The 22,669-nt window shown below is 69.4% G+C and carries 21 protein-coding genes; 4 read left to right on the forward strand and 17 right to left on the reverse strand.

Going from position 1 to position 22,669, the window contains the following annotated elements; translation table 11 throughout:
- Positions 1-8: 8 nt before the first annotated feature.
- A complete protein-coding gene (locus tag ACPCHZ_RS04645) occupies positions 9-1,289 on the reverse strand; it encodes an MFS transporter (protein WP_423483652.1) in 1,281 nt (426 codons plus the stop codon).
- 117 nt (positions 1,290-1,406) lie between these two features.
- Here ACPCHZ_RS04645 and ACPCHZ_RS04650 point away from each other — a divergent pair, with 117 nt between their 5' ends.
- A complete protein-coding gene (locus tag ACPCHZ_RS04650; RefSeq protein ID WP_364978007.1) occupies positions 1,407-2,012 on the forward strand; it encodes a YqgE/AlgH family protein in 606 nt (201 codons plus the stop codon).
- Positions 2,013-2,017: 5 nt separating this feature from the next.
- Here ACPCHZ_RS04650 and ACPCHZ_RS04655 read toward each other — a convergent pair whose 3' ends face one another.
- The 3 genes from ACPCHZ_RS04655 to ACPCHZ_RS04665 all read right to left on the reverse strand — a co-directional run bounded on the left by ACPCHZ_RS04655 (position 2,018) and on the right by ACPCHZ_RS04665 (position 4,834).
- The gene (locus ACPCHZ_RS04655) at positions 2,018-3,379 is read right to left on the reverse strand and encodes an NAD(P)/FAD-dependent oxidoreductase (protein WP_423483653.1); all 1,362 of its coding nucleotides are present in this window, start codon (positions 3,377-3,379) and stop codon (positions 2,018-2,020) included.
- A 50-nt stretch (positions 3,380-3,429) separates the two neighbouring features.
- On the reverse strand, positions 3,430-3,783 hold the full coding sequence (locus ACPCHZ_RS04660) for a hypothetical protein (RefSeq protein WP_423483654.1): 354 nt from the start codon (positions 3,781-3,783) through the stop codon (positions 3,430-3,432).
- 85 nt (positions 3,784-3,868) lie between these two features.
- The gene (locus ACPCHZ_RS04665; protein WP_423483655.1) at positions 3,869-4,834 is read right to left on the reverse strand and encodes an LpqN/LpqT family lipoprotein; all 966 of its coding nucleotides are present in this window, start codon (positions 4,832-4,834) and stop codon (positions 3,869-3,871) included.
- 219 nt (positions 4,835-5,053) lie between these two features.
- On the opposite strand from ACPCHZ_RS04665, the gene leuS reads away from it, so the two are divergent.
- Positions 5,054-7,936 carry a leucine--tRNA ligase gene (gene leuS, locus ACPCHZ_RS04670; protein WP_423483656.1) on the forward strand — a complete coding sequence of 961 codons (2,883 nt, stop codon included), beginning with the start codon at positions 5,054-5,056 and terminating at the stop codon, positions 7,934-7,936.
- Here leuS and ACPCHZ_RS04675 read toward each other — a convergent pair.
- Positions 7,933-8,598, reverse strand: a complete 666-nt coding sequence (locus ACPCHZ_RS04675) for an SDR family oxidoreductase (protein ID WP_423483657.1) — start codon at positions 8,596-8,598, stop codon at positions 7,933-7,935. The two genes, leuS and ACPCHZ_RS04675, sit on opposite strands and share 4 nt — an antisense overlap.
- Before the next feature lie 54 nt (positions 8,599-8,652).
- Here ACPCHZ_RS04675 and ggh point away from each other — a divergent pair, with 54 nt between their 5' ends.
- Positions 8,653-9,993, forward strand: coding sequence for a glucosylglycerate hydrolase (ggh, locus tag ACPCHZ_RS04680; protein ID WP_264013454.1), 1,341 nt, complete (start codon positions 8,653-8,655; stop codon positions 9,991-9,993).
- Between the two features lie 9 nt (positions 9,994-10,002).
- On the opposite strand, the gene ACPCHZ_RS04685 is transcribed toward ggh, so the two are convergent.
- From ACPCHZ_RS04685 to ACPCHZ_RS04740, 12 genes are all read right to left on the reverse strand, one after another.
- Positions 10,003-10,470 carry a MarR family winged helix-turn-helix transcriptional regulator gene (locus ACPCHZ_RS04685; protein WP_364978028.1) on the reverse strand — a complete coding sequence of 156 codons (468 nt, stop codon included), beginning with the start codon at positions 10,468-10,470 and terminating at the stop codon, positions 10,003-10,005.
- 58 nt (positions 10,471-10,528) lie between these two features.
- Positions 10,529-11,266 (reverse strand): amino acid ABC transporter ATP-binding protein, encoded by a 738-nt coding sequence (locus ACPCHZ_RS04690; protein WP_423483658.1) that lies wholly within the window; start codon positions 11,264-11,266, stop codon positions 10,529-10,531.
- Complete coding sequence (locus ACPCHZ_RS04695; protein WP_423483659.1) at positions 11,266-13,050, reverse strand: ABC transporter substrate-binding protein/permease; 1,785 nt, start codon at positions 13,048-13,050, stop codon at positions 11,266-11,268. The genes ACPCHZ_RS04690 and ACPCHZ_RS04695 overlap by 1 nt, the downstream gene beginning before the upstream one ends.
- Before the next feature lie 45 nt (positions 13,051-13,095).
- Positions 13,096-13,761, reverse strand: a complete 666-nt coding sequence (locus tag ACPCHZ_RS04700; protein WP_423483660.1) for a GntR family transcriptional regulator — start codon at positions 13,759-13,761, stop codon at positions 13,096-13,098.
- Positions 13,762-13,814: 53 nt separating this feature from the next.
- Positions 13,815-14,618, reverse strand: coding sequence for an LLM class F420-dependent oxidoreductase (locus ACPCHZ_RS04705; protein WP_423483661.1), 804 nt, complete (start codon positions 14,616-14,618; stop codon positions 13,815-13,817).
- Between the two features lie 42 nt (positions 14,619-14,660).
- Complete coding sequence (locus ACPCHZ_RS04710) at positions 14,661-15,737, reverse strand: hypothetical protein (RefSeq protein ID WP_423483662.1); 1,077 nt, start codon at positions 15,735-15,737, stop codon at positions 14,661-14,663.
- 24 nt (positions 15,738-15,761) lie between these two features.
- A complete protein-coding gene (locus tag ACPCHZ_RS04715) occupies positions 15,762-17,831 on the reverse strand; it encodes a PhoX family protein (protein WP_423483663.1) in 2,070 nt (689 codons plus the stop codon).
- 116 nt (positions 17,832-17,947) lie between these two features.
- Positions 17,948-18,250 (reverse strand): hypothetical protein, encoded by a 303-nt coding sequence (locus tag ACPCHZ_RS04720; RefSeq protein ID WP_423483664.1) that lies wholly within the window; start codon positions 18,248-18,250, stop codon positions 17,948-17,950.
- An 87-nt stretch (positions 18,251-18,337) separates the two neighbouring features.
- The gene (locus tag ACPCHZ_RS04725; RefSeq protein WP_423483665.1) at positions 18,338-19,225 is read right to left on the reverse strand and encodes an alpha/beta fold hydrolase; all 888 of its coding nucleotides are present in this window, start codon (positions 19,223-19,225) and stop codon (positions 18,338-18,340) included.
- Between the two features lie 78 nt (positions 19,226-19,303).
- Positions 19,304-20,380 carry an inositol-3-phosphate synthase gene (locus ACPCHZ_RS04730; RefSeq protein WP_423483666.1) on the reverse strand — a complete coding sequence of 359 codons (1,077 nt, stop codon included), beginning with the start codon at positions 20,378-20,380 and terminating at the stop codon, positions 19,304-19,306.
- A 54-nt stretch (positions 20,381-20,434) separates the two neighbouring features.
- Positions 20,435-20,980, reverse strand: coding sequence for a PadR family transcriptional regulator (locus ACPCHZ_RS04735; RefSeq protein WP_264013465.1), 546 nt, complete (start codon positions 20,978-20,980; stop codon positions 20,435-20,437).
- A 136-nt stretch (positions 20,981-21,116) separates the two neighbouring features.
- The gene (locus ACPCHZ_RS04740) at positions 21,117-21,995 is read right to left on the reverse strand and encodes a DUF1707 SHOCT-like domain-containing protein (protein ID WP_423483667.1); all 879 of its coding nucleotides are present in this window, start codon (positions 21,993-21,995) and stop codon (positions 21,117-21,119) included.
- Between the two features lie 102 nt (positions 21,996-22,097).
- Between ACPCHZ_RS04740 and ACPCHZ_RS04745 the strand changes: the two genes are divergently transcribed.
- Positions 22,098-22,523 (forward strand): DUF5318 domain-containing protein, encoded by a 426-nt coding sequence (locus tag ACPCHZ_RS04745; protein ID WP_364978062.1) that lies wholly within the window; start codon positions 22,098-22,100, stop codon positions 22,521-22,523.
- The last annotated feature ends 146 nt before the right edge of the window (positions 22,524-22,669 follow it).

The raw sequence follows: 22,669 nt of genomic DNA on the forward strand, positions 1-22,669 counted from the left end.
CGGTCAGGTTAACCAGCCGGTGCGCGGCGGCCGACGGCGGCGTGCACGGCCAGCCCGAGCAGGTACACCACCGACCCGGCGATCGCCAGCCCGGGGGCGTGACCGTCGGCGGGGACGAAGAACGCCGCCACCGCGATCGCCCCGATGAACGCCATCCAGAACAGCGAGTCCTGCACGGTGAACACGTGGCCGCGCAGCGCGTCGTCGACGTCGATCTGCATGGCGCTGTCGGCGCACAGCTTGACCACCTGCCCGGCGGCCCCGAGCAGGAATCCACACGCCACCATCACCGGCACCTGCAAGCCGAATCCGGCGAGTTGGACCACCGCTGCGAAGGCGAGCGCACCGTTGGCGGTGGCATAGCGGCCCCATCGGCCGATCGCGAAGGGCGTCAGGAGGATGGCCAGGAACAGGCCGGCTCCGGCGGCTGTGGCGAACAGCGCCGCGGTACCGAGCCCGGCAACGGCCTGGGTGTCGCTGTGCCGCACGATCACCAACACCAGCAGGGTGTTGACGCCGAACACCATCCGGTGGGCGGCCAGGCCGGCCAGTGTGGCGGCCACCGTCCGGACGCCGATGACCGCGCGGGCGCCGTGCACCCACCCGGTCGCGACCGCATAGAAGGCCGAGCCGTGAATCGAGCGGGTGCTTTCGTGAGGGCCCAGCACGCGCGGCGGGAAGCGCACCGAGAGCAGGAGCGCCACCGCCACAGGTGCTGCCACGACCAGTATCACCACGGCGGCGCCGGTGTCGTCGGCGCCGAAGCCCCACCGCAACGCCAGCATCGAGGAGGCACCCACGGAGGCCGCGACCACTGAGACGGCCGTCGCCACCGAGTTCATCGCGACCACCCGGTCGCGCGGCACCACGTCGGGCAGCGCCGCGGACAACCCCGACGAGACGAATCGGGTGAACCCGTTGACGATCAGCGCGCCGAACAGGATCGGCAGGTCGCCGACGCCCATGGCGAGCAGTGCCCCGACGCCGAGGACGAGAAGCAGCCGGCCGACGTTGGCGCCGATCAGGACGCTGCGCCGGTCCCAGCGGTCCAGCAGCGCACCGGCGAACGGTCCGAGCAGCGAGTAGGGCAGGTACAGCACCGCGAACGAACCGGCGATCGCCCACGGTGTGGCGGCGCGTTCGGGATTGAACAACAGCGCGCCGGCGAGCCCGGCGGCGAACAGGCCGTCACCGAACTGGCTGACAGCCCGAAGCTCCAGCAACCGCCGGAACTCCGGAAGGGCCCGCACCGACCGCCAGGCCATCCGGGGCGGACGCGAGTCGACCACGACGAGATCACGTCCTCTACAGACAGTGGGGGAGCGGCAACCCGGTCCAGCGTACAAATATCGCCCGGGGCGCGGTTGTTGGCCACGTCGGCCAGCGGCTGATGCCATGATGGAGGGGTGGCGCAGTCAGAGGATCCGGAGGATTTCATCGCCCCCGCTGCCCACCGGGTGCGCGCGGGAACGCTGCTGCTGGCGAACACCGATCTGCTCGAGCCGACGTTCCGCCGCAGCGTCATCTATGTCGTCGAGCACAACGACGGCGGCACCCTCGGTGTCGTGCTGAACCGGCCCAGTGAGACCGCGGTCTACAACATCCTGCCGCAGTGGGCGAAGCTCGCGACGAAGCCGAAGACGATGTTCATCGGCGGTCCGGTCAAGCGGGACGCCGCGCTGTGTCTGGCGACCCTGCGGGTCGGGGTGGAGGTCGACGGCACGCCGGGGCTGCGGCACGTGCAGGGCCGGATGGTGATGGTCGACCTCGACGCGGATCCGGACACGGTCGCGCCGTTGATCGAGGGTGTGCGGATCTTCGCCGGGTACTCCGGCTGGACCATCGGCCAGCTCGAGGGCGAGATCGAGCGCGACGACTGGATCGTGTTGTCGGCGTTGCCGACCGACGTGCTGGTCGAGCCGCGGGTGGACCTGTGGTCGCGGGTGCTGCGGCGTCAACCGCTGCCGTTGTCGCTGCTGGCCACCCATCCGATCGACATCAGCCGCAACTGACGTCGTCAGGAGGCGACGCCGTCGGCCTTGGGCACCGCATGTCTTGGCGCGTTCGCTTCCGTCGGCCACGTGTAGGGATCTTCCGGCGGTATCGGGCTGCCCAGCAGGAACGTGCGGTCCGTGCGGCTGGCCCTGGCGATCGTCATCAGCCACGTCGCCACCGTGCTGAAGCGGTTCTGCACACCGGTGAGGAACGCGATGTGGATGACGCCCCAGCCCACCCAGCCCAGGAAACCCGCCAGCTGGACCGGCCCCGCCTCCAGCAGCGCATGCCCGCGGCTGATGTAGGCGGCCGAACCCAGGTCGCGGTAGCGGTAGGGCTTGCGCTTCTTGCCCTGCAGGTCGCGCCGCACACAGGCCGCGGCGTGCATCCCGCCCTGCATGGCGTTCTCGGCGACACCGGGTAGGCGGTCGCGGCCGACGAGGTCGCCGATCACGAAGACCTCGGGATGGCCGGGCACGGACAGGTCGGGCTCCACGGCCATCCGCCCGGCACGGTCGGACTCGACGCCCAGCACGTCGGCGAAGCGCCTGGCGAACGGCACCGCCTCGACGCCCGCCGTCCACAGCACGGTGCGCGCGGCATAGTGCTCGTCGGGGCCGCCGTCCTTCGGAGAGACGGTGACCTTGTCGCTGAGCACATCGGTGACGTGGACGCCCATGCGCAGTTCGACGCCGAGCTCCTCGAGCGTCCTGGTGGCCTTGACGGCCAGTCGCTGCTTGAAGCCCGCGAGCACACGCTCACCGCCGTCGAAGAGCAGCACGCGCGCCTCGGTCGGTTCGATGCTGTGGAACTGGTTGGCCAGGGCCCGGGTGGTGATCTCGCGGATCTGACCGGCCAGCTCGACGCCGGTGGGGCCGCCTCCGGCCACCACGAAGGTGAGCCAGCTGTCCCGCTCGGGCCCCGGTGGCAGCGTCTCGGCGATCTCGAAGGCGCAGAACAGCCGCCTGCGGATGCTCAACGCGTCGTCGAGGGTCTTCATCCCCGGCGCGAACTGTGCGAACTCCGGCTTAGCGAAATAGGACTGCTGCATTCCGGCGGCGAGGATCAGCACGTCGTAGTCGACGGTGAAGGTCGTCTCGTCGGGGCGCCGGGCCGTCACCCGTCGTGCATCCGGGTCGAGGTCCACCGCCTCGCCGAGGAGCGCCCGCACGTTGCGGTACTGCTCCAGCTCCTCCCGAAGCGAGCGACTGATCTGCCCGATGCTCAGCGTGCCGGTGGCGCACTGATAGAGCAGGGGCTGGAAGACGTGGCAGGCCGCACGGTCGAGCAGCGTGACGTCGACGTCCAGGCGGCCGAGCCGGCGCGCGCAGAACAATCCGCCGAAGCCACCACCGATGACGAGTACTTTTGTGCGTTCGCTCACAGCACGGGGCGTACCCAGCGGGCACGAGCCCTACGCGCGGCCGCGACTCTTCACTGGCAGGACAGCGTGCACGCCGCGCAGGAGCCGGCGCATCCCGCACCGGTCTGCGCTGCCGCGGCGTTGTGCGCGGCCGCGAGCTTGGCGCTCTGCCAGCACCCTGCGGCGACGGTGCCGATGGCGCCGACGACGCAGACGATCACCACCAGCACCGCGGTGTGCGGCTGGGCGGACAGAGCGACCATCCCGCCAGCGGCCAGCATGACCGCCGCGGCGAGCTGGGTGGGTGCGACCGTCCGCAGCACCTGCCGGACAGGGTCGGCGGGCCGGGGATGGGTGAGCAGCCAGAGCCCGATGCCCGCGATCGCGACGGCGGCGCACAGACACAGCACCGCGGTGATCAACATGGGGCTCACAATACGAAATGCAGGTGCCGCGCACTCAGATGGGGCGCCCCCCGGGCGCCAGGCTTCGCCCGGGGGACGTCGTCTTCTAGCCCGCCAGTGCGGGCACCGCCGGAATCCGGGGCGCTGCGGGCACTGCGGGGCTCGGTGGGGCCGCAGAGGCGGCGGGTGAGGCGGCGGCTGCGGCGGCCGGCGACGGGGCGGTGCCCGGCGCGGCGACCTTGAATCCGGTCACGATGGCGTCGGTGGCTTCGGCCGCCGTCGGCGCGCCCTGGTTGCCCGCGCCGGCTGTCACCGTCAGCGACACCAGGTAGTGGTCCTGCCCGGACGCCGCGAGCACGTGCCGCCGGGAGGTGTTGAGCATCTGTTCGGTCGAGCGGTAGCTGCCCTCGATGAAGGCCGACGGGAAGCCGTTGAACTCGGCCAGCGACGCGTCGATGGACCGCCAGCCCGGCAGCTGCTGGCTGTCGATGAGGCCGTGGCTGACGGCCTCCTTTGGGTCGAAGTCCCCGATGAGCTTGTAGACGACGACCTGCGCGTTCGGTGTGTAGAGGTCGCCGCTGTTGCGGTCGGCGATCACGGCGAAGGCGTCCGGCACGTTGGGGTCGGGCACCTGCGACCAGCCGGCGGGCATCGGCAGCACGATGTTCAGCGCGGTGAACCCGTTCGCGACCTGCGGCTCGAGCGTGACGTTCTTGGCGGCGAAGAACTCGCGCAGGGTGCCGGACGTGGCAGGCGCGATGGCGGGCACGGTCGGGATGGCGGCGGCCTGGGCGATCGGCGCCACCGGCGTGGCGCCGGGCAGGGCCACCGTTCCGGGCACGGCGGCCGAGCCGGGCAGCAAGCCCGCCTGCCCGACGGCGGGCGGGACCGCCGCGGGGGCGGCGGCCGGCGCGACGGTGACCGTCTGGGTGACCGTCGGGGGGATCGGCACCGACGGTTGCGGGTAGGTGGGCTGCGCCGACGCGGTCGCGCCCGCGATTCCCACGACGCCGGCCACACCGGCGGCGATGCCTCCTGCCAGAACCCGCCAGCGGCGGGCGTTTCCGATCATCGACGCCTACCTTTCGAGAGCAGTCGGGCACGTCGTGCCTCGGTCAGGCGCCGACTGTATCCACGGCGCCGACGCAGCCGGTAGGCCTGGAACCAACCCGGGATCAAACGCGGACAACTCCGCAACGCAACCGATATCAACCTGTGCCCGGCGGGTGGCGCAGATCACCTGCGACATAGCCGCTGAGGTGCGCGATCGGGGCTTTTATACCCTGGTGAGGTGACCGACTCCCCTGACACCGCCGACACCCCGCAGCACCGCTACACCGCGGAGCTCGCCGGGGACATCGAGCGCACGTGGCAGCAGACCTGGGCGGAGCTCGGCACCTTCAATGTGGCCAACCCCGTCGGTGAGCTGGCGCCCGCCGACGGCACACCCGTACCCGCCGACAAGATGTTCGTGCAGGACATGTTCCCCTACCCGTCGGGTGAGGGCTTGCACGTCGGGCATCCGCTGGGCTACATCGCCACCGACGTCTACGCCAGGTACTACCGGATGACCGGCCGAAACGTGTTGCACGCGTTGGGCTTCGATGCGTTCGGTCTGCCCGCCGAGCAGTACGCCGTGCAGACCGGAACGCACCCGCGCACCCGCACCGAGGCCAACATCGTCAACTTCCGCCGCCAGCTCGGCAGGTTGGGCCTCGGTCACGACTCGCGACGCAGCTTCTCCACCACCGACGTCGACTTCTACCGGTGGACGCAGTGGATCTTCCTGCAGATCTACAACGCCTGGTTCGATCCGGCCGTCGCCAAGGCCAGGCCGATCGGCGAACTGGTGGCCGAGTTCGAATCGGGCACACGCCGGCTCGACGACGGCCGGGACTGGGCGGAACTGGACGCGGCCGAACGTGCCGATGTCATCGACTCCCACCGGCTGGTGTACCGCGCCGACTCGATGGTCAACTGGTGTCCGGGTTTGGGCACGGTGCTGGCCAACGAGGAGGTCACCGCCGACGGCCGCAGCGACCGCGGTAACTTCCCGGTGTTCCGGAAGCGGCTGCGGCAGTGGATGATGCGGATCACCGCCTATTCCGATCGGCTGCTCGACGACCTGGACGTGCTCGACTGGCCGGACAAGGTCAAGGCGATGCAGCGCAACTGGATCGGGCGCTCGACGGGTGCGGAGGTGCAGTTCTCCACCGACGCGGGCGATGTCGAGGTGTTCACCACCCGCCCCGACACGCTGTTCGGCGCGACGTACCTGGTGCTCGCACCCGAGCACCCACTGGTCGAGCAGTTGACCGCCGCCGAATGGCCCGACGGCGTCGATGAGCGCTGGACCTATGACGCGGCCACACCGGCCGACGCGGTGGCGGCATACCGCGCGAGCATCACGGCGAAGTCCGACCTGGAGCGTCAGGAGAACAAGACCAAGACGGGGGTGTTCCTCGGCAGTCACGCCGTCAATCCGGCCAACGGACAACCGGTTCCGGTCTTCATCGCCGACTACGTGCTGATCGGCTACGGCACCGGGGCGATCATGGCCGTCCCCGGCGGCGACCAGCGGGACTGGGAATTCGCGAAGGAGTTCGGCCTGCCGATCGTGGAAGTGGTCCGGCGGGCAGGAGCGGAGCGACCGGGGGATGTGGTTGCAGGCGGCGACATCTCCGAAGGGGCGTACAGCGGCGACGGCATCCTGGTGAACTCCGACTATCTGGACGGCCTCGGAGTCTCGGAGGCCAAATACGCGATCACGCAGCGCCTGGAGTCCGACGGCCGCGGCCGGGCCCGGGTGGAGTACAAGCTGCGCGACTGGCTGTTCGCCCGGCAGCGTTACTGGGGTGAGCCGTTCCCGATCGTCTACGACGCCGACGGGCGGGCCCACCCTCTGCCGGAATCAGCGCTGCCCGTTGAGCTTCCGGACATCCCCGACTACGCGCCGGTGCAGTTCGACCCGGACGACGCCGACAGCGAGCCGAATCCGCCGCTGAACAAGGCCGCCGAATGGGTGCACGTGGAACTCGATCTGGGTGACGGCATCAAGCCCTACACCCGCGACACCAACGTGATGCCGCAGTGGGCGGGCAGCTCCTGGTACGAACTGCGCTACACCGACCCGTACAACAAGAAAGCGTTGGCGGACAAGGAGAACGAGGCCTACTGGATGGGACCGCGGCCGGCCGAGCACGGTCCGGACGACCCCGGTGGCGTCGACCTCTACGTCGGCGGCGTCGAGCATGCGGTGCTGCACCTGTTGTACGCCCGGTTCTGGCACAAGGTGCTCCACGACCTCGGCCACGTCAGTTCTCGGGAGCCGTACCGCCGGCTGATCAACCAGGGCTACATCCAGGCGTTCGCCTACACCGACGCCCGCGGCTCGTATGTGCCCGCCGCCGACGTCGTCGAACGGGACGGGACGTTCTGGTATCCGGGCCCCGATGGCGAGGTCGAGGTCTTCCAGGAGTTCGGCAAGATCGGTAAGAGCCTGAAGAACTCGGTGTCGCCGGACGAGATCTGCGACAACTACGGCGCCGACACGTTGCGGGTCTACGAGATGTCGATGGGTCCGCTGGAGGCGTCGCGGCCGTGGGCCACCAAGGACGTCGTCGGCGCGCACCGCTTCCTGCAGCGGGTGTGGCGGCTGGTGATCGACGAGCAGACCGGCCGCGAGCGGGTCGCCGGGCACGAGGCGCTCGACACCGAGACGCTGCGGCTGCTGCACCGCACCATCGCCGGCGTGTCGGAAGACTATGCGGCGCTGCGGAACAACACCGCGGCGGCCAAGTTGATCGAGTACACCAACCACCTGACCAAGGAGGGTGTCACCGCGCGCGCGGCGATCGAGCCGCTGGTGCTGATGGTCGCCCCGCTGGCTCCGCACATGGCCGAGGAGCTGTGGCGCAGGCTCGGCCACGACACGCCGCTGGCGCACGGGCCGTTCCCGGTGGCCGACCCGCAGTACCTGGTGACCGACACCGTCGAGTACCCGGTGCAGGTGAACGGCAAGGTGCGCAGCCGCATCACCGTCGCGGCCGACGCCGCCAAGGACGCGCTGGAGACGGCGGCACTGGACGACGAGAAGGTGCAGGCGTTCCTGAACGGCGCGACGCCGAAGAAGGTGATCGTCGTCCCCGGCCGTCTGGTCAACCTCGTCGTCTAGCGGGGGCGGACGATCACCTCGTGCACGTGGGCGTCCGGCGGCGCCAGCACCGCGTCGGCCACCACCTTGGCGACGGTGTCGGCCTGCAGGAAATCCTCCGGCCGGTACTCGCGACCCTCGTAGGCGACGAGGTCCTCCTGCATGACGGTGGCGATCCGGCCGGGATGCACGGACGTGACGCGAAGCGAGGGTTCGTCGGCGCGTAGCGAGTCGGCGAACCCCCGCAGCGCGAACTTGCTCGCGGAGTACGACGCCAGCCCGGGTGACGCGTTGATCCCCGACCCGGAGTTGATGAACACCACCTGACCGCCCGCGGTCCGCAACGCGGGCAGCAGCGCCAGGGTCAGGGCGACCGCGCCGACGACATTGACCTCCATGGTGACGCGCCACTCGTCGACGCTCGACTCGGCGACCCGCCCCGGGTAGGCCACCCCGGCGTTGTGGATCAGCACGTCGAGCTCGACGATCGGCTCGGTGAGCGCCTCGAGACCGTCGAGATCGCGCAGGTCAAGCGGCCAGGTGGTGGCGCCGAGGCGGTCGGCCACCTCGTCGAGCCGGTCCGACGGCCGGCCGGCGAGGAACAGCGTGTGGGTCGGCGCCAGCGCGGCGGCGATGGCCGAGCCCAGCCCGCCGCCTGCGCCGGTGATCATTGCGGTCGGCACAGGTGCGACCCTACCGACCTGCGGATCCGCCCTCGGAGACGCATCATTGAACCGATGCCCCACGATCCCAGCTTCGCGCCCACCCAGCTCGCGGCCCGCGCCGCCTATCTGCTGCGCGGTAACGACCTGGGCTCGATGACGACCGCTGCGCCGCTGCTGTACCCGCACATGTGGAGCTGGGACGCGGCGTTCGTGGCGATCGGCCTTGCGCCGCTGAGCGTCGAGCGGGCGGTGGTGGAGCTCGACACGCTGCTGTCGGCGCAGTGGCGCAACGGCATGATCCCGCACATCGTGTTCGCCAACGGCGTCGACGGGTACTTCCCGGGTCCGGCCCGGTGGGCGTGTTCGGCGCTGGCCCCCGACGCGCCGCGCAACCGGCACACCTCGGGTATCACCCAGCCTCCGGTGCACGCGATCGCGGTGCAGCGCATCCTCGATCACGCCCGCACCAGGGGCCGTTCGACACGCGCGGTCGCCGAGGCGTTCCTCGACCGCCGGTGGCCGGACCTGGTGCGGTGGCACCGCTGGCTGGCCGAGTCCCGCGATCAGAACGAGCACGGCCGGATCACGCTCTACCACGGGTGGGAGTCCGGCATGGACAACTCGCCGCGCTGGGACAGCGCCTACGCCAACGTGATTCCCGGTGCGGTGCCCGAGTACCAGCGCGCCGACAACACCATCGTCACCGACGCCAGCCAGCGGCCGTCCGACCACGAGTACGACCGCTACCTGTGGCTGCTCGAGGAGATGAAGTCCGTCCGCTACGACGACGACCTGCTGCCCAAGGTGATGAGCTTCGCCGTCGAGGACGTGTTCGTCTCGGCCATCTTCTCGGTGGCCTGCCAGGTGCTCGCCGAGATCGGCGAGGACTACAAGCGTCCGCATGCCGACGTCCGCGAGCTGTACGGCTGGGCGGAGCGGTTCCGCGCCGGAGTGGTCGAGACCACCGACGAGAGAACCGGTGCGGCAAGGGATTACGATGTCCGCGCCGAGCGGCTGCTCGCCACCGAAACCGTCGTGCAGTTCGCGCCGCTGCTGTGCGGCGGGCTGCCGCACGACAAGGAGCGCGCGCTGCTGCGCCTGCTGGAGGGACCGCGGTTCTGCGGTCACCCCGACCTGAAGTACGCGTGCATCCCGTCGACGTCCCCGGTGTCACGGGACTTCCGGCCGCGCGAGTACTGGCGTGGCCCGGTGTGGCCGGTGATGACGTGGCTGTTCTCCTGGTGCTTCGCCCGCCGCGGCTGGTCAGAACGGGCGCGGGTGCTGCGGCACGAGGGGTTGCGCCAGGCCAGCGACGGCACGTTCGCCGAGTACTACGAACCGTTCACCGGTGAGCCGCTGGGCAGCATGCAGCAGTCGTGGACGGCGGCGGCAGTGCTGGACTGGCTGGGCTGACCGAACCGGTCAGGTCCGGTCGGTTCGGTCCTCCGGGTCGGCGAGGTGCTCGAGCGGACGCAGCGCCTTGGTGAGTGTCTCGAGTTCGTCGGCGCTGAGCTTGGACAGCCGCTCGGCGAGTGCGGCCCGGCGGGCGGCGAGCGCCTCGCGGTGCTGTGCCAGGCCGTCGGGGGTGATGTCGACCAGCACCGCGCGCAGGTCGGAGGGGTCGCGTGAGCGCTTGACCAGGCCGAGCTTCTCCAGCCGGCGGATCGCGACGGTGGTCGTCGGGGTGCGGACCCGCTCGAGCGCGGCGAGTTCGGTCATCCGGATGGGCCCCTGATCGAGCAGCGTCAGCAGGATCGACAGCTGTGCCAGCGTGAGGTCGCCGGCGGTGCCACGGTTTGCGTCTCCACGGCGCAATATCGAGAACACCCTGGACAGCACGCGCTGCAGTTCGCCCGCGAGTTCGGTGACCTGCGGATCGGTCTCGACCATAGTTCGACAGTCTAACGTGTCGGTCCCTGCCAATATGGGACGGAACGTAATTTTCGCATCAGGAAATTTGGGAGAGGAACCGGCGCAGCCGGTCGGTCTCCGCGGCGTCGAAGATCTTCTCGGGCGGCCCCGACTCGACCACCTGCCCGTGGTCCATGAACACCACAGAATCCGCCGTCGACCTGGCGAAACCCATCTCGTGGGTGACCACCACCATCGTCATGCCGTCGGCGCCGAGGTCGGCGATCAGCGCCAGGATGCCCTTGACGAGTTCGGGGTCGAGGGCCGAGGTGGCCTCGTCGAAGAACATCACCTGCGGCGCCATCGCCAGTGCCCGCGCGATCGCCACGCGCTGCTGCTGGCCGCCGGACAGCGTGCCCGGCCGCACGTCGGCCTTGTGCCGCAGGCCCACCCGGTCCAGCTGGGCGAGGCCCAGCTCGCGGGCGGCGTCGGCAGGCAGCTTCTTCAGTCTGCGCGGCGCCATCGTGACGTTGTCCAGCACGCTGCGGTGCGGGAACAGGTTGAACTGCTGGAACACCATGCCGATGCGCTGCCGGAGCTGGTCGGGATTGTCCGCGAGCACCGAGCGGCCGTCGAGCAGGATGTCACCGCTGTCGGGCTCGTAGAGCCGGTTCAGCACCCGCAACAGTGTCGACTTGCCCGATCCCGACGGCCCGATCACCGTGGCGGTGCTGCCCGCGGGCACGTCGAGGTCGACCCCGCGCAGTACCGCGTTCGGTCCAAAGGACAGGTGAACGTCGTTGCAGGCCAGGGAAACCGGATCGAAGTCGGCCATCAGATCATCTCCTGGTTCGCCGCCGGAGACAGCTCGGGGTCTTCGGCACGGGCCTGCCTGCCGCGGCGCAGCCGGTTGTCGACGTAGTTGACCAGGTGGGTCAGCGGAATGGTCAGCGCCAGATACAGCAGCCCCGCCGCCACCAGCGGCGACAGGTTGCCGGTCTGTGCGTTGAGGTCGCGGCCGACCTGGAACAGCTCGCGCTGGTTGGCGATCAGGCCGAGGAAGTACACCAGTGACGACGCCTTGAGCAGCGAGATGAACTGGTTCATCAGCGCGGGCAGTACGCGCCGCACCCCCTGCGGGATCACAACCAGCTGCATCGACGTCGAGTAGCTGAATCCCAGCGCCCGCGACGCCTCGAGTTGCCCGGTCTCGACGCTCTGGATGCCGGATCGGAAGATCTCGCCGGTGTACGCCGCGGCCATCAGACCCAGCGCCGCGATGCCGAGCGGGAACGGGTTGTTGCCGGTCAGTCCGCCGACCACCGGTCCGAGGCCCAGACCGATCAACAGGATGATCACCACTTCGGGCAGACCGCGGAAGATGTCGGTGTACACCCGCGCGGGCCAGCGCAGCAGGCGTGACCGCGAGATGCCCGCGATGGCCAGCGCCATGCCGAGCACCAGGCCGATGACGGCTGCACTCACCGTCAGGATGAGCGTGTTGGGCAGCCCGGTCTTGAGCAGGTCGGGGAACGCCTGCTTGTACAGGTCCCAGTCGAGGAACGAGTCCTTCAGTTGCGCCAGGGTCGATTTGGGCGCGGTGGGCGCCGCCGCGGGCCGCTCCTGCTGGGCGGCGATCGCCGCGAGATCGGGCAGCTGCGGCGCGGGCGCGGCCTTGGAGCCGGGCTTCCAGCCGGGCGGGAGTGCGCGCGGCGCCCAGTCGGCGTACAGCCGGGCCCAGGTGCCGTCGGCGATCACCGCGTCCAGCCCGGAGTTCAGCGCGTCGATCAGCGGCTGGTTCTCCTTGGCCACCGCATAGGCGATGAAATTGTCCAGACTGAAGGTGTTCTCGATGATCTGCGCCGGATCGCCGGCCTGCACCGTGCCCTCGGCCTGGGCCGACGGCGCCACCCACGCGTCGATCTGACGGGTCTTGAGGCTGGCGTAGACGGTGTTGTAGTCGGGGAAGATCACCGGCTGCAGCTTCAGGGTGTCGACGACGTAGGCCTCCTGGACGGTGCCCTGGACGACGCCGATGCGTTGTCCGGGCTCGAGCGACCCGAAGCCGGTGATCGCCGAGCCGCCCGGCACCACCAACGAGAAGTAGCCGAAGTCGTAGCCGTTGGTGAATCCGACGGTGCGCCGCCGCGCGTCGGTGGTGGTGATCGACGAGGAGCCGACGTCGAAGCGTCGCGCCGCGGTCTGGGCCAGCAGCCCGGAGAACTCGGTTCCGACGAACTCGACCTGCAGCCCCAGCTTGTCGGCGATCGCACGCAGCAGTTCGTTGTCGAATCCGGTGAACTGCCCGGCGGAGTCGATGCAGATGCTCGGGGGTGCGTCGGACAGGGTGCCGACGGTCAGCACGCCGGGACGGCTCAGGTTCAGCGCGTCGGTGTCGACGCGGTCGAGGGGCACCACGTTCGGCGTGGTGTACCGGTCGGCGCCGGGACCCTGATCCGCCGCGGCGAGGTTGGTGGGCAGCGCGCTGGCGCTCTGCACGCCCGGCGGTGCGCACTGGTCGGTCTGCGCGGCGGCCGGTGCGGCGAACCCCAGGCCGGCGACCATCACCCAGACCATCAGGACGGTCGCCGCCAACGCGGGAAGTCGTCGGGCGCTCATGAATGCAACCTATCGGCCGCCCGTGTCAGCGTGCGCCGGTAGGCCTCAATGCGATCGCAAGTCGCCCAGCACCCCGCGGCGCGTCAGCTCGGCGATCATGATCGTGGCCATCAGCTCCGCCCGGTGCGCCCACACCGCGCGCGCCGCGTCGGGGTCGCCGTCGCGGATCGCCCGGGTCTCGTCCTCGTAGCCGGGCAGGAACTCCTGCTTGCTCTTCGGGTAGGTGGTCCAGAACTCCGACGGCGCGAAGCTCTGCGCGGCGCGGATCGCCGCCTGCAGCCGGGGGCCGGCGTACTCGTCGTTGACGGTGTCGCGGTAGTGCCAGCAGGCTTCCTGAAATGTTCTCGGGTCCTTCGCCGCACGCATCGTGTGCAGCGCGCTGTCGAGCCGGGCGAGCAGTCGCGGCGTGGGGTTCGTCGCGGCACGCGCGCAGGCCAGGCCGTTGAGAATCCCGTACAGCTCGTGGTGTTCGCGCAGTGCGGCCTCGTCGAACTGCTCGACGAACGCGCCGCGGTGGTACCGCGTCGACACGATGCCGTCGTGCTCGAGTTGCACCATCGCCTCTTGGATCGGCACCCGACTCAGGCCGAGGCCCTTGGCGATCTCGTTGCGGTCGATGCGGTCACCGCCGCGCAGCTTGCCCGTCATGACCAGGTTGATGACGTGCGCGACGACCTGGTCTTTCTCTTTGACCCCGTACTTCTTCGGCATCGCGCTGACCCCCCAGTCCGCTGGCGCTCAGTGTCTCACGGGGCCGGCCGGGCTCAGCCTGCCCGCTCGTCGCGCCACCGGCACAGCGCCTCGGCCGCCGACAGGTCGTAGTCGGGTCCGTTGACGCCGATGGTGAGCAGGGTGACGCCCAGCCCGACCAGCGCGTCGGCCTCGGCGAGCATCGCGTCGGGTCCGCGTTCGGGCACACCCGACGAGCGTTCGACGGCCGAGGGTTCGCGGCCGACGTCGGCGCAGTGCCGGTCGAGCACCTCGGCCTTGAAGGGGTAGGTGCTGCGGTCGGTGAAGCCGTGCCAGATGTCGGCGTACTCGGCGACCATGCGCAGCGTCTTCTTCTCGCCCTGCCCGCCGATCAGGATCGGGATGTCCCGGGTGGGCGCCGGGTTCAGCTTGGCGAGCCGGGACTTGATGCGCGGCAGCGCGGCCGCGAGGTCGTTGAGCCGGCTGCCCGCGGTGCCGAACTCGTAGCCGTACTCGTCGTAGTCCTTCTGCTTCCAGCCCGATCCGATGCCGAGGATCAGCCGGCCGTCGGAGATGTGGTCGACGGTGCGTGCCATGTCGGCCAGCAGTTCGGGGTTGCGGTAGGAGTTGCAGCTCACCAGTGCGCCGATCTCGAGGCGCGAGGTCTGCTCGGCCCACGCCGCGAGCATCGTCCAGCATTCGTAGTGCGCGCCCTCGGGGTCGCCGTAGAGGGGGAAGAAGTGGTCCCAGTTGAAGGCCACGTCGACGCCGATGTCCTCGCAGCGCCGGACGGCGTCGCGGATGTGGCGGTATTCGGGGGAGTGCTGGGGCTGGAGCTGCACGCCGATGCGCACCGGGCGGGTTGAGGCTGAGGTCACCCCGCCACGGTAACCGCTGCCGGACAGCGGGCGCCGGAACGTTCAGCCGAATCGCAGCTGGATGCGGTGGTCTTCGTCGGTGACGTAGTAGGTCTGTCCGCCCTCGACGGCGATGCCCTCGACGTTGCGAAGGTCGGGGAAGTCGCGCACCAGCTCGGCGCGGACGGTGCCCGCGTGCCGGCCGTCGCGGGGCAGCGTGAAGCGCCAGTGTGAACAGTGCGCGTCGGCGCCCTCGGGGTGGTCGTCGAGCAGCACCGAGCCCTTGCCGGTCGCGTCGATGGAGCCGATGATTGCGTCGTAGACGTCGTCGCCCGACCGGGACAGGGCGCGGAAGCCGACGAGTGCGCCCGGCGGGGACACCCCGGCCAGTTCCCACACCCGTTCGACGGTCGGCGCCTCGGCCTCACCGTCGAACATGGCCGGCACACCGGACAATTCGACGAGGATGGGCTCTCCTTCCGCGGTCGACGGGAAGCGCAGCGCCAGCAGGAGATTGCCGCTGGGGCGGAAGGCGGCGCCCTCGATGTTGATCGGCACATCGCGTTCGGTCAGCCGGTCGACCCAGGTCTTGTTGCGCTGGGTGCCGCGTTCGATGGTGTTCGCGATGAAGCGGGTGCGCACGGTGTCGCCGGGGGTGATCGCGACGACGTGGGAGGCGTCGAGCGCGTCGTTGATCAGCCGGTGCAGCCCGAACTTGTTGCGCCGGATGTCAAGCGGCAGTTCTATTTCGGGCACCGTGCGGTCGATCGACTGTTCGTCGAAGCGGGCGATGAAGGCGCGCTTGGCCTGTAGCGGTCCGCCCTTGGATCCGTAATGCGACCCCACCACGTAGACCCAGCCGGCATGCCGCGCGACCGCTTCGGCGTCCTCGGTGCGCCCCTTCTCACGGCCGGCAACGGCGGGCAGCGGGTGGATGTCCCAGCCGCTGTCCGGCGCCGCCCCGCGGGCATGACCGAGCACGGCGATGCAGTCCTCGGCCGACCCTTCGTCGAGGACGGTCCAGAAGCCGAGGTCCCAGCCGTGTGCGTCCAGCAGAGCGTCGTTGTCGACGTGCACGAGGTCGGACGCCTCGTTGCCTTCGTGGGCGAGGTCCAGGGTGACGAGCTCGGCCGACGGCATCCGCCGATGCTAGCGGCCCGCTGCTCACACGCCGATCTGGCCGTCGGCCTTCCACACCGCCACCACCGACGGCCGCGCCGTGCCGTTGCCGCCCTCCGGCCAGCGGGATTTCGGGTTGTCGATGTTGTTGTCGTCGAACTCGCCGGGATGCTGCACGCTGACGGTGACCAGATCGTCGGTGATCACCGGACCGCACGTCTCCGCGCCCAGCGGCACCGTCAGGAACTGCTTGGTCTCCCCGCGGTTCGGCCCGTTCAGGGCGACGGCGAACAAGCCGTCGTTGGAGTCCAAAGCGTTGCCGTCGGTGGAGATCCACAGGTTCCCGTGGCTGTCGAACGCCAGGTTGTCCGGGCACGAGATGGGGCTGACCTTGGTCTTGTCGAACCCGGCGAAGTAGGTGTCGGCCGCGGCGGGGTCACCGCACACCAGCAGCAGGTCCCAGGTGAAGTCGGTGCCGGTGTGATTGTCGGTGATCTCTAGGATTTGTCCGCTCTTGTTGTCGTTGCGCGGGTTCGCCGCGTCGACCGGCGCCTCTCCCGGCGCGCCGCGCTCGTTGTTGTTGGTCAGCGCGACGTAGACCTTGCCGGTCTTCGGGTCGGCTTCGACGTCCTCCGGGCGGTCCATTTTGGTGGCGCCGGCCTTGTCGGCGGCCATCCGGGTGAACACCGCCGCCTCTTGGGCGGTGATCCCGGGCACCAGCGACTCGGCCTGCCCGTTCGGTCCGGAGCGCAGCAGTGGCAGCCAGGTGCCGGTGCCACTGAAGGAGCCCTTGGCCGGGAGCTTGCCCGACCCGTCGATCTCATCGGCCGGGATGTCGCTGCTGAGCTTGGCGACGTAGAGCGTGCCCTCGTCGAGGATCGCCATGTTGTTGGCCATGGCCGCGGGGTCCTTCCCCGGCTGCATCTTCCGGCTCGAGATGAACTTGTACAGGTAGTCGAAGCGTTCGTCGTCGCCGGTGTAGGCGACGACGGTGCCGTCGCCGGTGACGTGGATGTTGGCGCCCTCGTGCTTGAACCGGCCCATGGCGGAGTGCTTCACGGGCGTGGACGCCGGGTCCCACGGATTGACTTCGATGACGTAGCCGAAGCGGTTCACCTCGTTCGGCGACGCGGCCACGTCGAAGCGGGGATCGAAGGTCTCCCAGAGCAGTTCGGACGGTTCGAGCGCGACGCCGTACCGGTCCTGCCGGTCGGCGTCGACCGGGCTGGGCTTCGGCGCGCCTTCCGGCGATCCGAAGTAGGAGTGGAAGTTCTCCTCGCCGGACAGCACGGTGCCCCACGGGGTGACGCCGCCGGCACAGTTGGCGAAGGTGCCGAGGACGGTGCGCCCGGCCGGGTCCGCGGCCGTCTTGACGAAGTCGGTGCCCGCGGCGGGGCCGGTCAGCGTGAACGGTGTGTCGGCGGTGATGCGACGGTTGTAGCGGCCCATCACCGGGCGCAGGCCGCCGCCCGGCGCCCGCTCGACCTCGACGACGCCCATGCCGATCGCGGCGATCTCGATGTCGAACTGCTCCCGCGTCGGGGCGTCGGCTTTGTAGCCGGGGAACATGAATTGCGGTGTGACGTACTCGAAGTTGGTCACCAGCAGGAAGTGCCCGGGTGTGCCGTCCACCGGCAACAGCGCGGCGAAGTCGTTGTTGAAGCCGAACTGGCCGCGCTGCGCGGCGGCGGTCTGCTTGGCGACATCGAACTTCGGTGCGCCGGGCAGCACGGGATCGCCCCAGCTGATCACGACGCCCTGCTGGTAGCCCTCGGGCACGACGACGGCGTCCTCGCTGTTGGGTGCCACAGCGCTGAACTTCATCCCCGGCGGCGTCTCGGGCGGCGCCGACGTGGTGGGCGAGCCCTGTGGGGCGTCCTCGGTGCCGCAGGCGGCGAGCACGGATCCGGCACCGACGGCCAGCACGGTCACGCCGGCGGCCTGGATCATCGAGCGACGCGACACCGCCTTGACGATGTCGCCGAAGTATTCGTTCGGGCTGGTGTTCGGCGCGGGCTTGGAGCAGGCGTCACCGCACTTGTAGCGGCAGGTGATGTGTTGACGTGAGGACCGGCCGTCGTGGGAGACGAACAGGTTCAGCGGCACAAGCGCCATGGGGGCAGATTCCTTCCACTCACCGGCCGCGGGCTGGGCGGTCGTGACCCGCCGAAACCTACGGCAGGTTGGTCGCCGCCCGGGAAGCATTGGGTGAACAGCAGGCGACGCGGCGCTCACGGGGTGCGGATGCGGAGCTCGAGCCGGTCGGCCCGTGCGCAGACGACCTCGATGACGCGGTGCCAGTCGCCGATGGTCAGCTCGAGCTGCCGCATGGCCTCGTCGACGGTCCACGAGCCGGGCCGGCCGTTCGCCTTGGGTGCCGCCGGACCCCAGTCGAGGAAGGTGCCGTCGGCGCCGAATTCGACGCCGCCGCGCCTGCGTGACGGCGGGAAGTCGTAGTCGTCCGGGCGGTATACCCGGATGCCTTCATGGTCCTCTTCGAAGGAGTGGCGCCAGCGGCCCTCCAGTGTGGTCACGGTATGTTTCCACTGGCGGTCATGTTTGCTCCCGTCGGTCGTCTCCCGACGATCACACGGCGGCGCCAGGACGGCGTGAGTAGTGGACTACGCGAGCTCGTCGCGCAGGATCTCGATCAGGCGCAGCGGCTGGTCGCCCTGCACCGAGTGCCCGCAATCGGCGACGACGACGGTGCGCCGGAAGCCGGGCGCGTTCCGGCTGAAGGCCTCGGCATCTTCGTCGTTGACGAAGTGGGAGTTCGCGCCGCGCACCAGCGTGGTGGGCATGGTGAGGGCGGGCACGTCGTCCCACAGACCCTCGAATCCGTCGCCGGTGCGAAACGAGTCGTACCGCCACGTCCAGGTGCCGTCGTCGAGCTGCTTGGTGTTGTGGAAGACGCCGCGCCGCAACGACTTCGGATCGCGGTGTGGGGCGGCGGCGATGGTGACGTCGAGCATCGCCTGGAAGCTGGGGAAGGTCCGGTCACCCTGGACGAGCGCGACGGTGCCCTTCTGCGCATCGGTCATCTCGGTGTGCCGCTCGGGCGCCGACGGCGTGACGTCGACCAGCACCAGCCGGGGCACCAGGGCGGGTTCGGCGGCGGCCAGCCGGATCGCGGTGAGTCCACCCAGCGACATGCCGACGATCAGGTCGGCCGACGGCGCGAGCTCGCGCAGCACCGGGGCGATCACGGCGGCGTTCCCACGCGGGCCGTAGTCGCCGTCCTCGCGCCACGCGGACCTGCCGTGGCCGGGCAGATCGATTGCCAGGGCGGGTTCGCCGAGCCCGAGGATCACGGTGTCCCAGGTGTGGGCGTTCTGCCCGCCGCCGTGCAGGAACACCACGCGCGGCGGTTCGTCGCCGAACTTCAGCGCGCTGATGCCGCCGCGGTCGAGGCGCTGCGCCGGCGGAATGTCGGACACGCCTGCCTGCTGGGCGTTCTCGGGCAGCAGCGCGAATTCATCGACCGTCGGCAGTTGATCGTCGGTGATCACGCTACGACCCTATAACGCGAAATGTGGAGCCCCAGCCGCGCTGAGCGCGGGCGGGACTCCACAAATCGCGAGAGGGAACTAGCCCTCGATGAAGCTCTCGAGCTGCGTGCGGGCGATGTCGTCCGGCAGCTGCTGCGGGGGGCTCTTCATCAGGTAGGCCGAGGCGGCCACGACGGGGCCGCCGATGCCGCGGTCCTTGGCGATCTTGGCCGCGCGCACCGCGTCGATGATGACGCCGGCGGAGTTCGGCGAGTCCCACACCTCGAGCTTGTACTCCAGGTTCAGCGGCACGTCACCGAAGGCGCGGCCCTCGAGGCGCACGTAGGCCCACTTGCGGTCGTCGAGCCAGCCGACGTGGTCGGACGGTCCGATGTGGACGTCCTTGGTGTTGAACTCACGCTGCAGGTTCGACGTCACGGCCTGGGTCTTGGAGATCTTCTTGGACTCCAGCCGCGAACGCTCGAGCATGTTGAGGAAGTCCATGTTGCCGCCGACATTGAGCTGCATGGTGCGGTCGAGCTGCACGCCGCGGTCCTCGAAGAGCTTTGCCATCACGCGGTGGGTGATGGTGGCGCCCACCTGGCTCTTGATGTCGTCGCCGACGATCGGCACACCGGCGTCGGTGAACTTCTTCGCCCACACCGGGTCGCTGGCGATGAACACCGGCAGCGCGTTGACGAAGGCCACGCCGGCGTCGATGCAGCACTGGGCGTAGAACTTGTCGGCCTCTTCGGAGCCCACCGGCAGGTAGGACACCAGCACGTCGACGCGGGCGTCCTTGAGCGCCTTGACGACGTCGACCGGATCGGAATCGGACACCTCGATGGTCTCGGCGTAGTACTTGCCGATCCCGTCGAGAGTCGGGCCGCGCTGCACCGTCACGTTGGTCGGCGGCACGTCGGCGATCTTGATCGTGTTGTTCTCCGACGCGACGATCGCCTCGGACAGGTCGAACCCGACCTTCTTGGCGTCGACGTCGAACGCGGCGACGAACTTCACGTCGCGCACGTGGTACTGGCCGAGTTTGACGTGCATCAGACCGGGCACGGTCGCCGTCTCGTCGGCATCGTGGTAGTACTGCACGCCCTGCACCAATGAGGACGCGCAATTGCCCACACCGACGATGGCGACCCTGACTTCGGTGTTCTCAGTCATGACGACGTTCTCCCTCTCGATACTGATTCGGTACTGCTCAGCTGTTCTGGTTTCTCACGCGTTGTCAGCGCGCCCCTGGCCCTGACGTTCTGCCGCGATCAGCTCGTTGAGCCACTTCACTTCTCGTTCGCTGGACTCCAGCCCGAGCTGATGCAGCTGGCGGGTGTAGCGATCGAATGAGCTGCTGGCCCGTGCGACTGCTTCACGCAGGCCTTCCCGGCGTTCCTCCACCTGACGACGGCGCCCCTCGAGGATTCGCATCCGGGCCTCGGCCGGGGTGCGGTTGAAGAAGGCGAGGTGCACTCCGAATCCGTCGTCGGAGTAGTTCTGGGGACCGGTGTCGGCGACGAGTTCGGTGAACCGAGCCTTGCCGGTGTCGGTGAGCCGGTAGACCCGCCGCGCGCGGCGGCGCGTGAGCGTGCCCTCGGGCGCGGCGTCCTCGGCGATGAGGCCGTCGGCCTGCATGCGCCGGAGGGCCGGGTAGAGCGAACCGTAGGAGAACGCCCGGAAAGCGCCGAGTAAACCGGTCAGGCGTTTGCGCAACTCGTAGCCGTGCATGGGCGACTCGAGCAGAAGACCCAGAATGGCGAGCTCCAGCATCGATTCACCCCCTTCGGCAAGAATTTGCTCGCGTCGTTACGACGCTTCAACACCTCGGCCAACTGTATCGCGCCGATATATATGGCGCTACATCAGCGTGCACATTCGTTCACCCGCGGTTCACCGCGCGGAGCGCTCAGGTGAGGGGGTAGACCTCTTTGAGGACGCCGTCCGGCGCGACGGTGAAGTGCCCGCTGCCGAACTCGCCGTCGACGTAGACCATCAGTTTGACCTGGTCAGGGGTCAGCGGATCCTCTGAGGCGCTGACGTCCAGCCGTACGTCCTTGGCGTCCTTGGGCTGGATGTTGACCGTCTCCGGAGCACCGCGAAGGACGCCGACGATGGTCGGCACGTCGAATGCGGCGAGGTCGATCACCCGGGCGTCGGCGTCGGTGGTCGACTCGGACGGCGAGTCCTCCCAGCCGCCGCGGTACATGTACTGCAGGGTGCGACGGCCGTCGCGCGGGTCAGGGATTCGCAGGTAGGCGACGTCGCTGCGGATGTCGAGCTCGAAGCCCAGGGTGTTGCCGAACTTCTTGCGCATCTGCTCGAACAACCCGTTGATGCCGCCGAGGGACATCAGCTGCCGGGGCGGGGTGAGCACCCGCGCCGGGACGCCGTCGGACTTGGCGCCCGGATCGGTCTCGAAGCTCAGCGGGGAGCTGGTGTTCCCGTAGAGCCCCCAGCCGACGGCGATGCCGAACAGCACCAGCACCGCCGCGGTCGCCAGCCGCAACCCGAGACCGGGCCCGGAGCCCTTGCCGGGCAGCGGCAGCTTGCGGGGTTCCTTGAGCTCGCGCAGCTGCACCGGCGCGGCCGTCTGCAGATCGCTCATCAACGCCTGCAGATCGCCGAGGGTGGCGGCGTTGGTGGCGGCCTTGACGCGTTCACCGTGCTCGGTCATCGACAGCTGACCTTCGGCCAGCGCGGTGTCGAGCACCTTGCACGTGTCGTTCCTGTCGGTGTCCCTCGCTCGGGTGCCAGACGTCCGCCGCCCCGATCCCGCTGTCGCCACGACGATGATCGTAGGGCCATCGGCGCAGTCCAGATGGGTGAACCCGGACGTGCCGATGCGGTCGACCCTCGGTGGTCGGGGCCCCGACGTACTCTGGTCTCCGTGCGACTGCAGCGACAGGTGGTGGACTACGCCCTTCGGCGGCGGTCCCTGCTGGCCGAGGTCTACTCGGGACGCACCGGTGTCTCGGAGGTCTGCGACGCCAACCCGTATCTGCTGCGAGCCGCGAAGTTCCACGGCAAGCAGAGTTCGGTGATGTGCCCGATCTGCCGCAAGGAGCAGCTGACCCTGGTGTCGTGGGTGTTCGGCGATCACCTCGGCGCGGTGTCGGGCTCGGCGCGTACCGCCGAGGAGCTCGTGCTGCTGGCGACCAAATTCGACGAATTCTCAGTACATGTGGTGGAGGTATGCCGGACCTGCGAGTGGAATCACCTGGTGAAGTCATATGTGCTCGGCGCGGTTCCACCTCCGAAGAAGTCGCGCGGCACCCGAACGGCGCGCAGTCGTGCGCGCACGGCCAGTGAATAGCGAAGGGCGTCACGACCGGTCAGCCAGCGATGCCCGCAAGGGGCAGGCGGCTGAGCGCGGCGGTGCGCCCACACCAGGCTCGCCCAGCGGTCCGCCGCCGTGGGGTCGTTCCCCCCGGGGCGGCCAGGGTCCGGCCCGCAGGCCCG

Source organism: Mycobacterium sp. NPDC050041 (assembly GCF_049541695.1).
Taxonomy (GTDB): Bacteria; Actinomycetota; Actinomycetes; order Mycobacteriales; family Mycobacteriaceae; genus Mycobacterium.

Excerpts from the sequence above, each read along its gene's own strand:
- ACPCHZ_RS04660 (WP_423483654.1), bottom strand. The coding sequence starts at position 3,783 with ATGTTGATCACCGCGGTGCTGTGTCTGTGCGCCGCCGTCGCGATCGCG.
- ACPCHZ_RS04665 (WP_423483655.1), bottom strand. The coding sequence starts at position 4,834 with ATGATCGGAAACGCCCGCCGCTGGCGGGTTCTGGCAGGAGGCATCGCC.
- ggh (WP_264013454.1), top strand. The coding sequence starts at position 8,653 with ATGCCCCACGATCCCAGCTTCGCGCCCACCCAGCTCGCGGCCCGCGCC.
- ACPCHZ_RS04685 (WP_364978028.1), bottom strand. The coding sequence starts at position 10,470 with ATGGTCGAGACCGATCCGCAGGTCACCGAACTCGCGGGCGAACTGCAG.
- ACPCHZ_RS04690 (WP_423483658.1), bottom strand. The coding sequence starts at position 11,266 with ATGGCCGACTTCGATCCGGTTTCCCTGGCCTGCAACGACGTTCACCTG.
- ACPCHZ_RS04695 (WP_423483659.1), bottom strand. The coding sequence starts at position 13,050 with ATGAGCGCCCGACGACTTCCCGCGTTGGCGGCGACCGTCCTGATGGTC.
- ACPCHZ_RS04700 (WP_423483660.1), bottom strand. The coding sequence starts at position 13,761 with ATGCCGAAGAAGTACGGGGTCAAAGAGAAAGACCAGGTCGTCGCGCAC.
- ACPCHZ_RS04710 (WP_423483662.1), bottom strand. The coding sequence starts at position 15,737 with ATGCCGTCGGCCGAGCTCGTCACCCTGGACCTCGCCCACGAAGGCAAC.
- ACPCHZ_RS04715 (WP_423483663.1), bottom strand. The coding sequence starts at position 17,831 with ATGGCGCTTGTGCCGCTGAACCTGTTCGTCTCCCACGACGGCCGGTCC.
- ACPCHZ_RS04730 (WP_423483666.1), bottom strand. The coding sequence starts at position 20,380 with ATGACTGAGAACACCGAAGTCAGGGTCGCCATCGTCGGTGTGGGCAAT.
- ACPCHZ_RS04735 (WP_264013465.1), bottom strand. The coding sequence starts at position 20,980 with ATGCTGGAGCTCGCCATTCTGGGTCTTCTGCTCGAGTCGCCCATGCAC.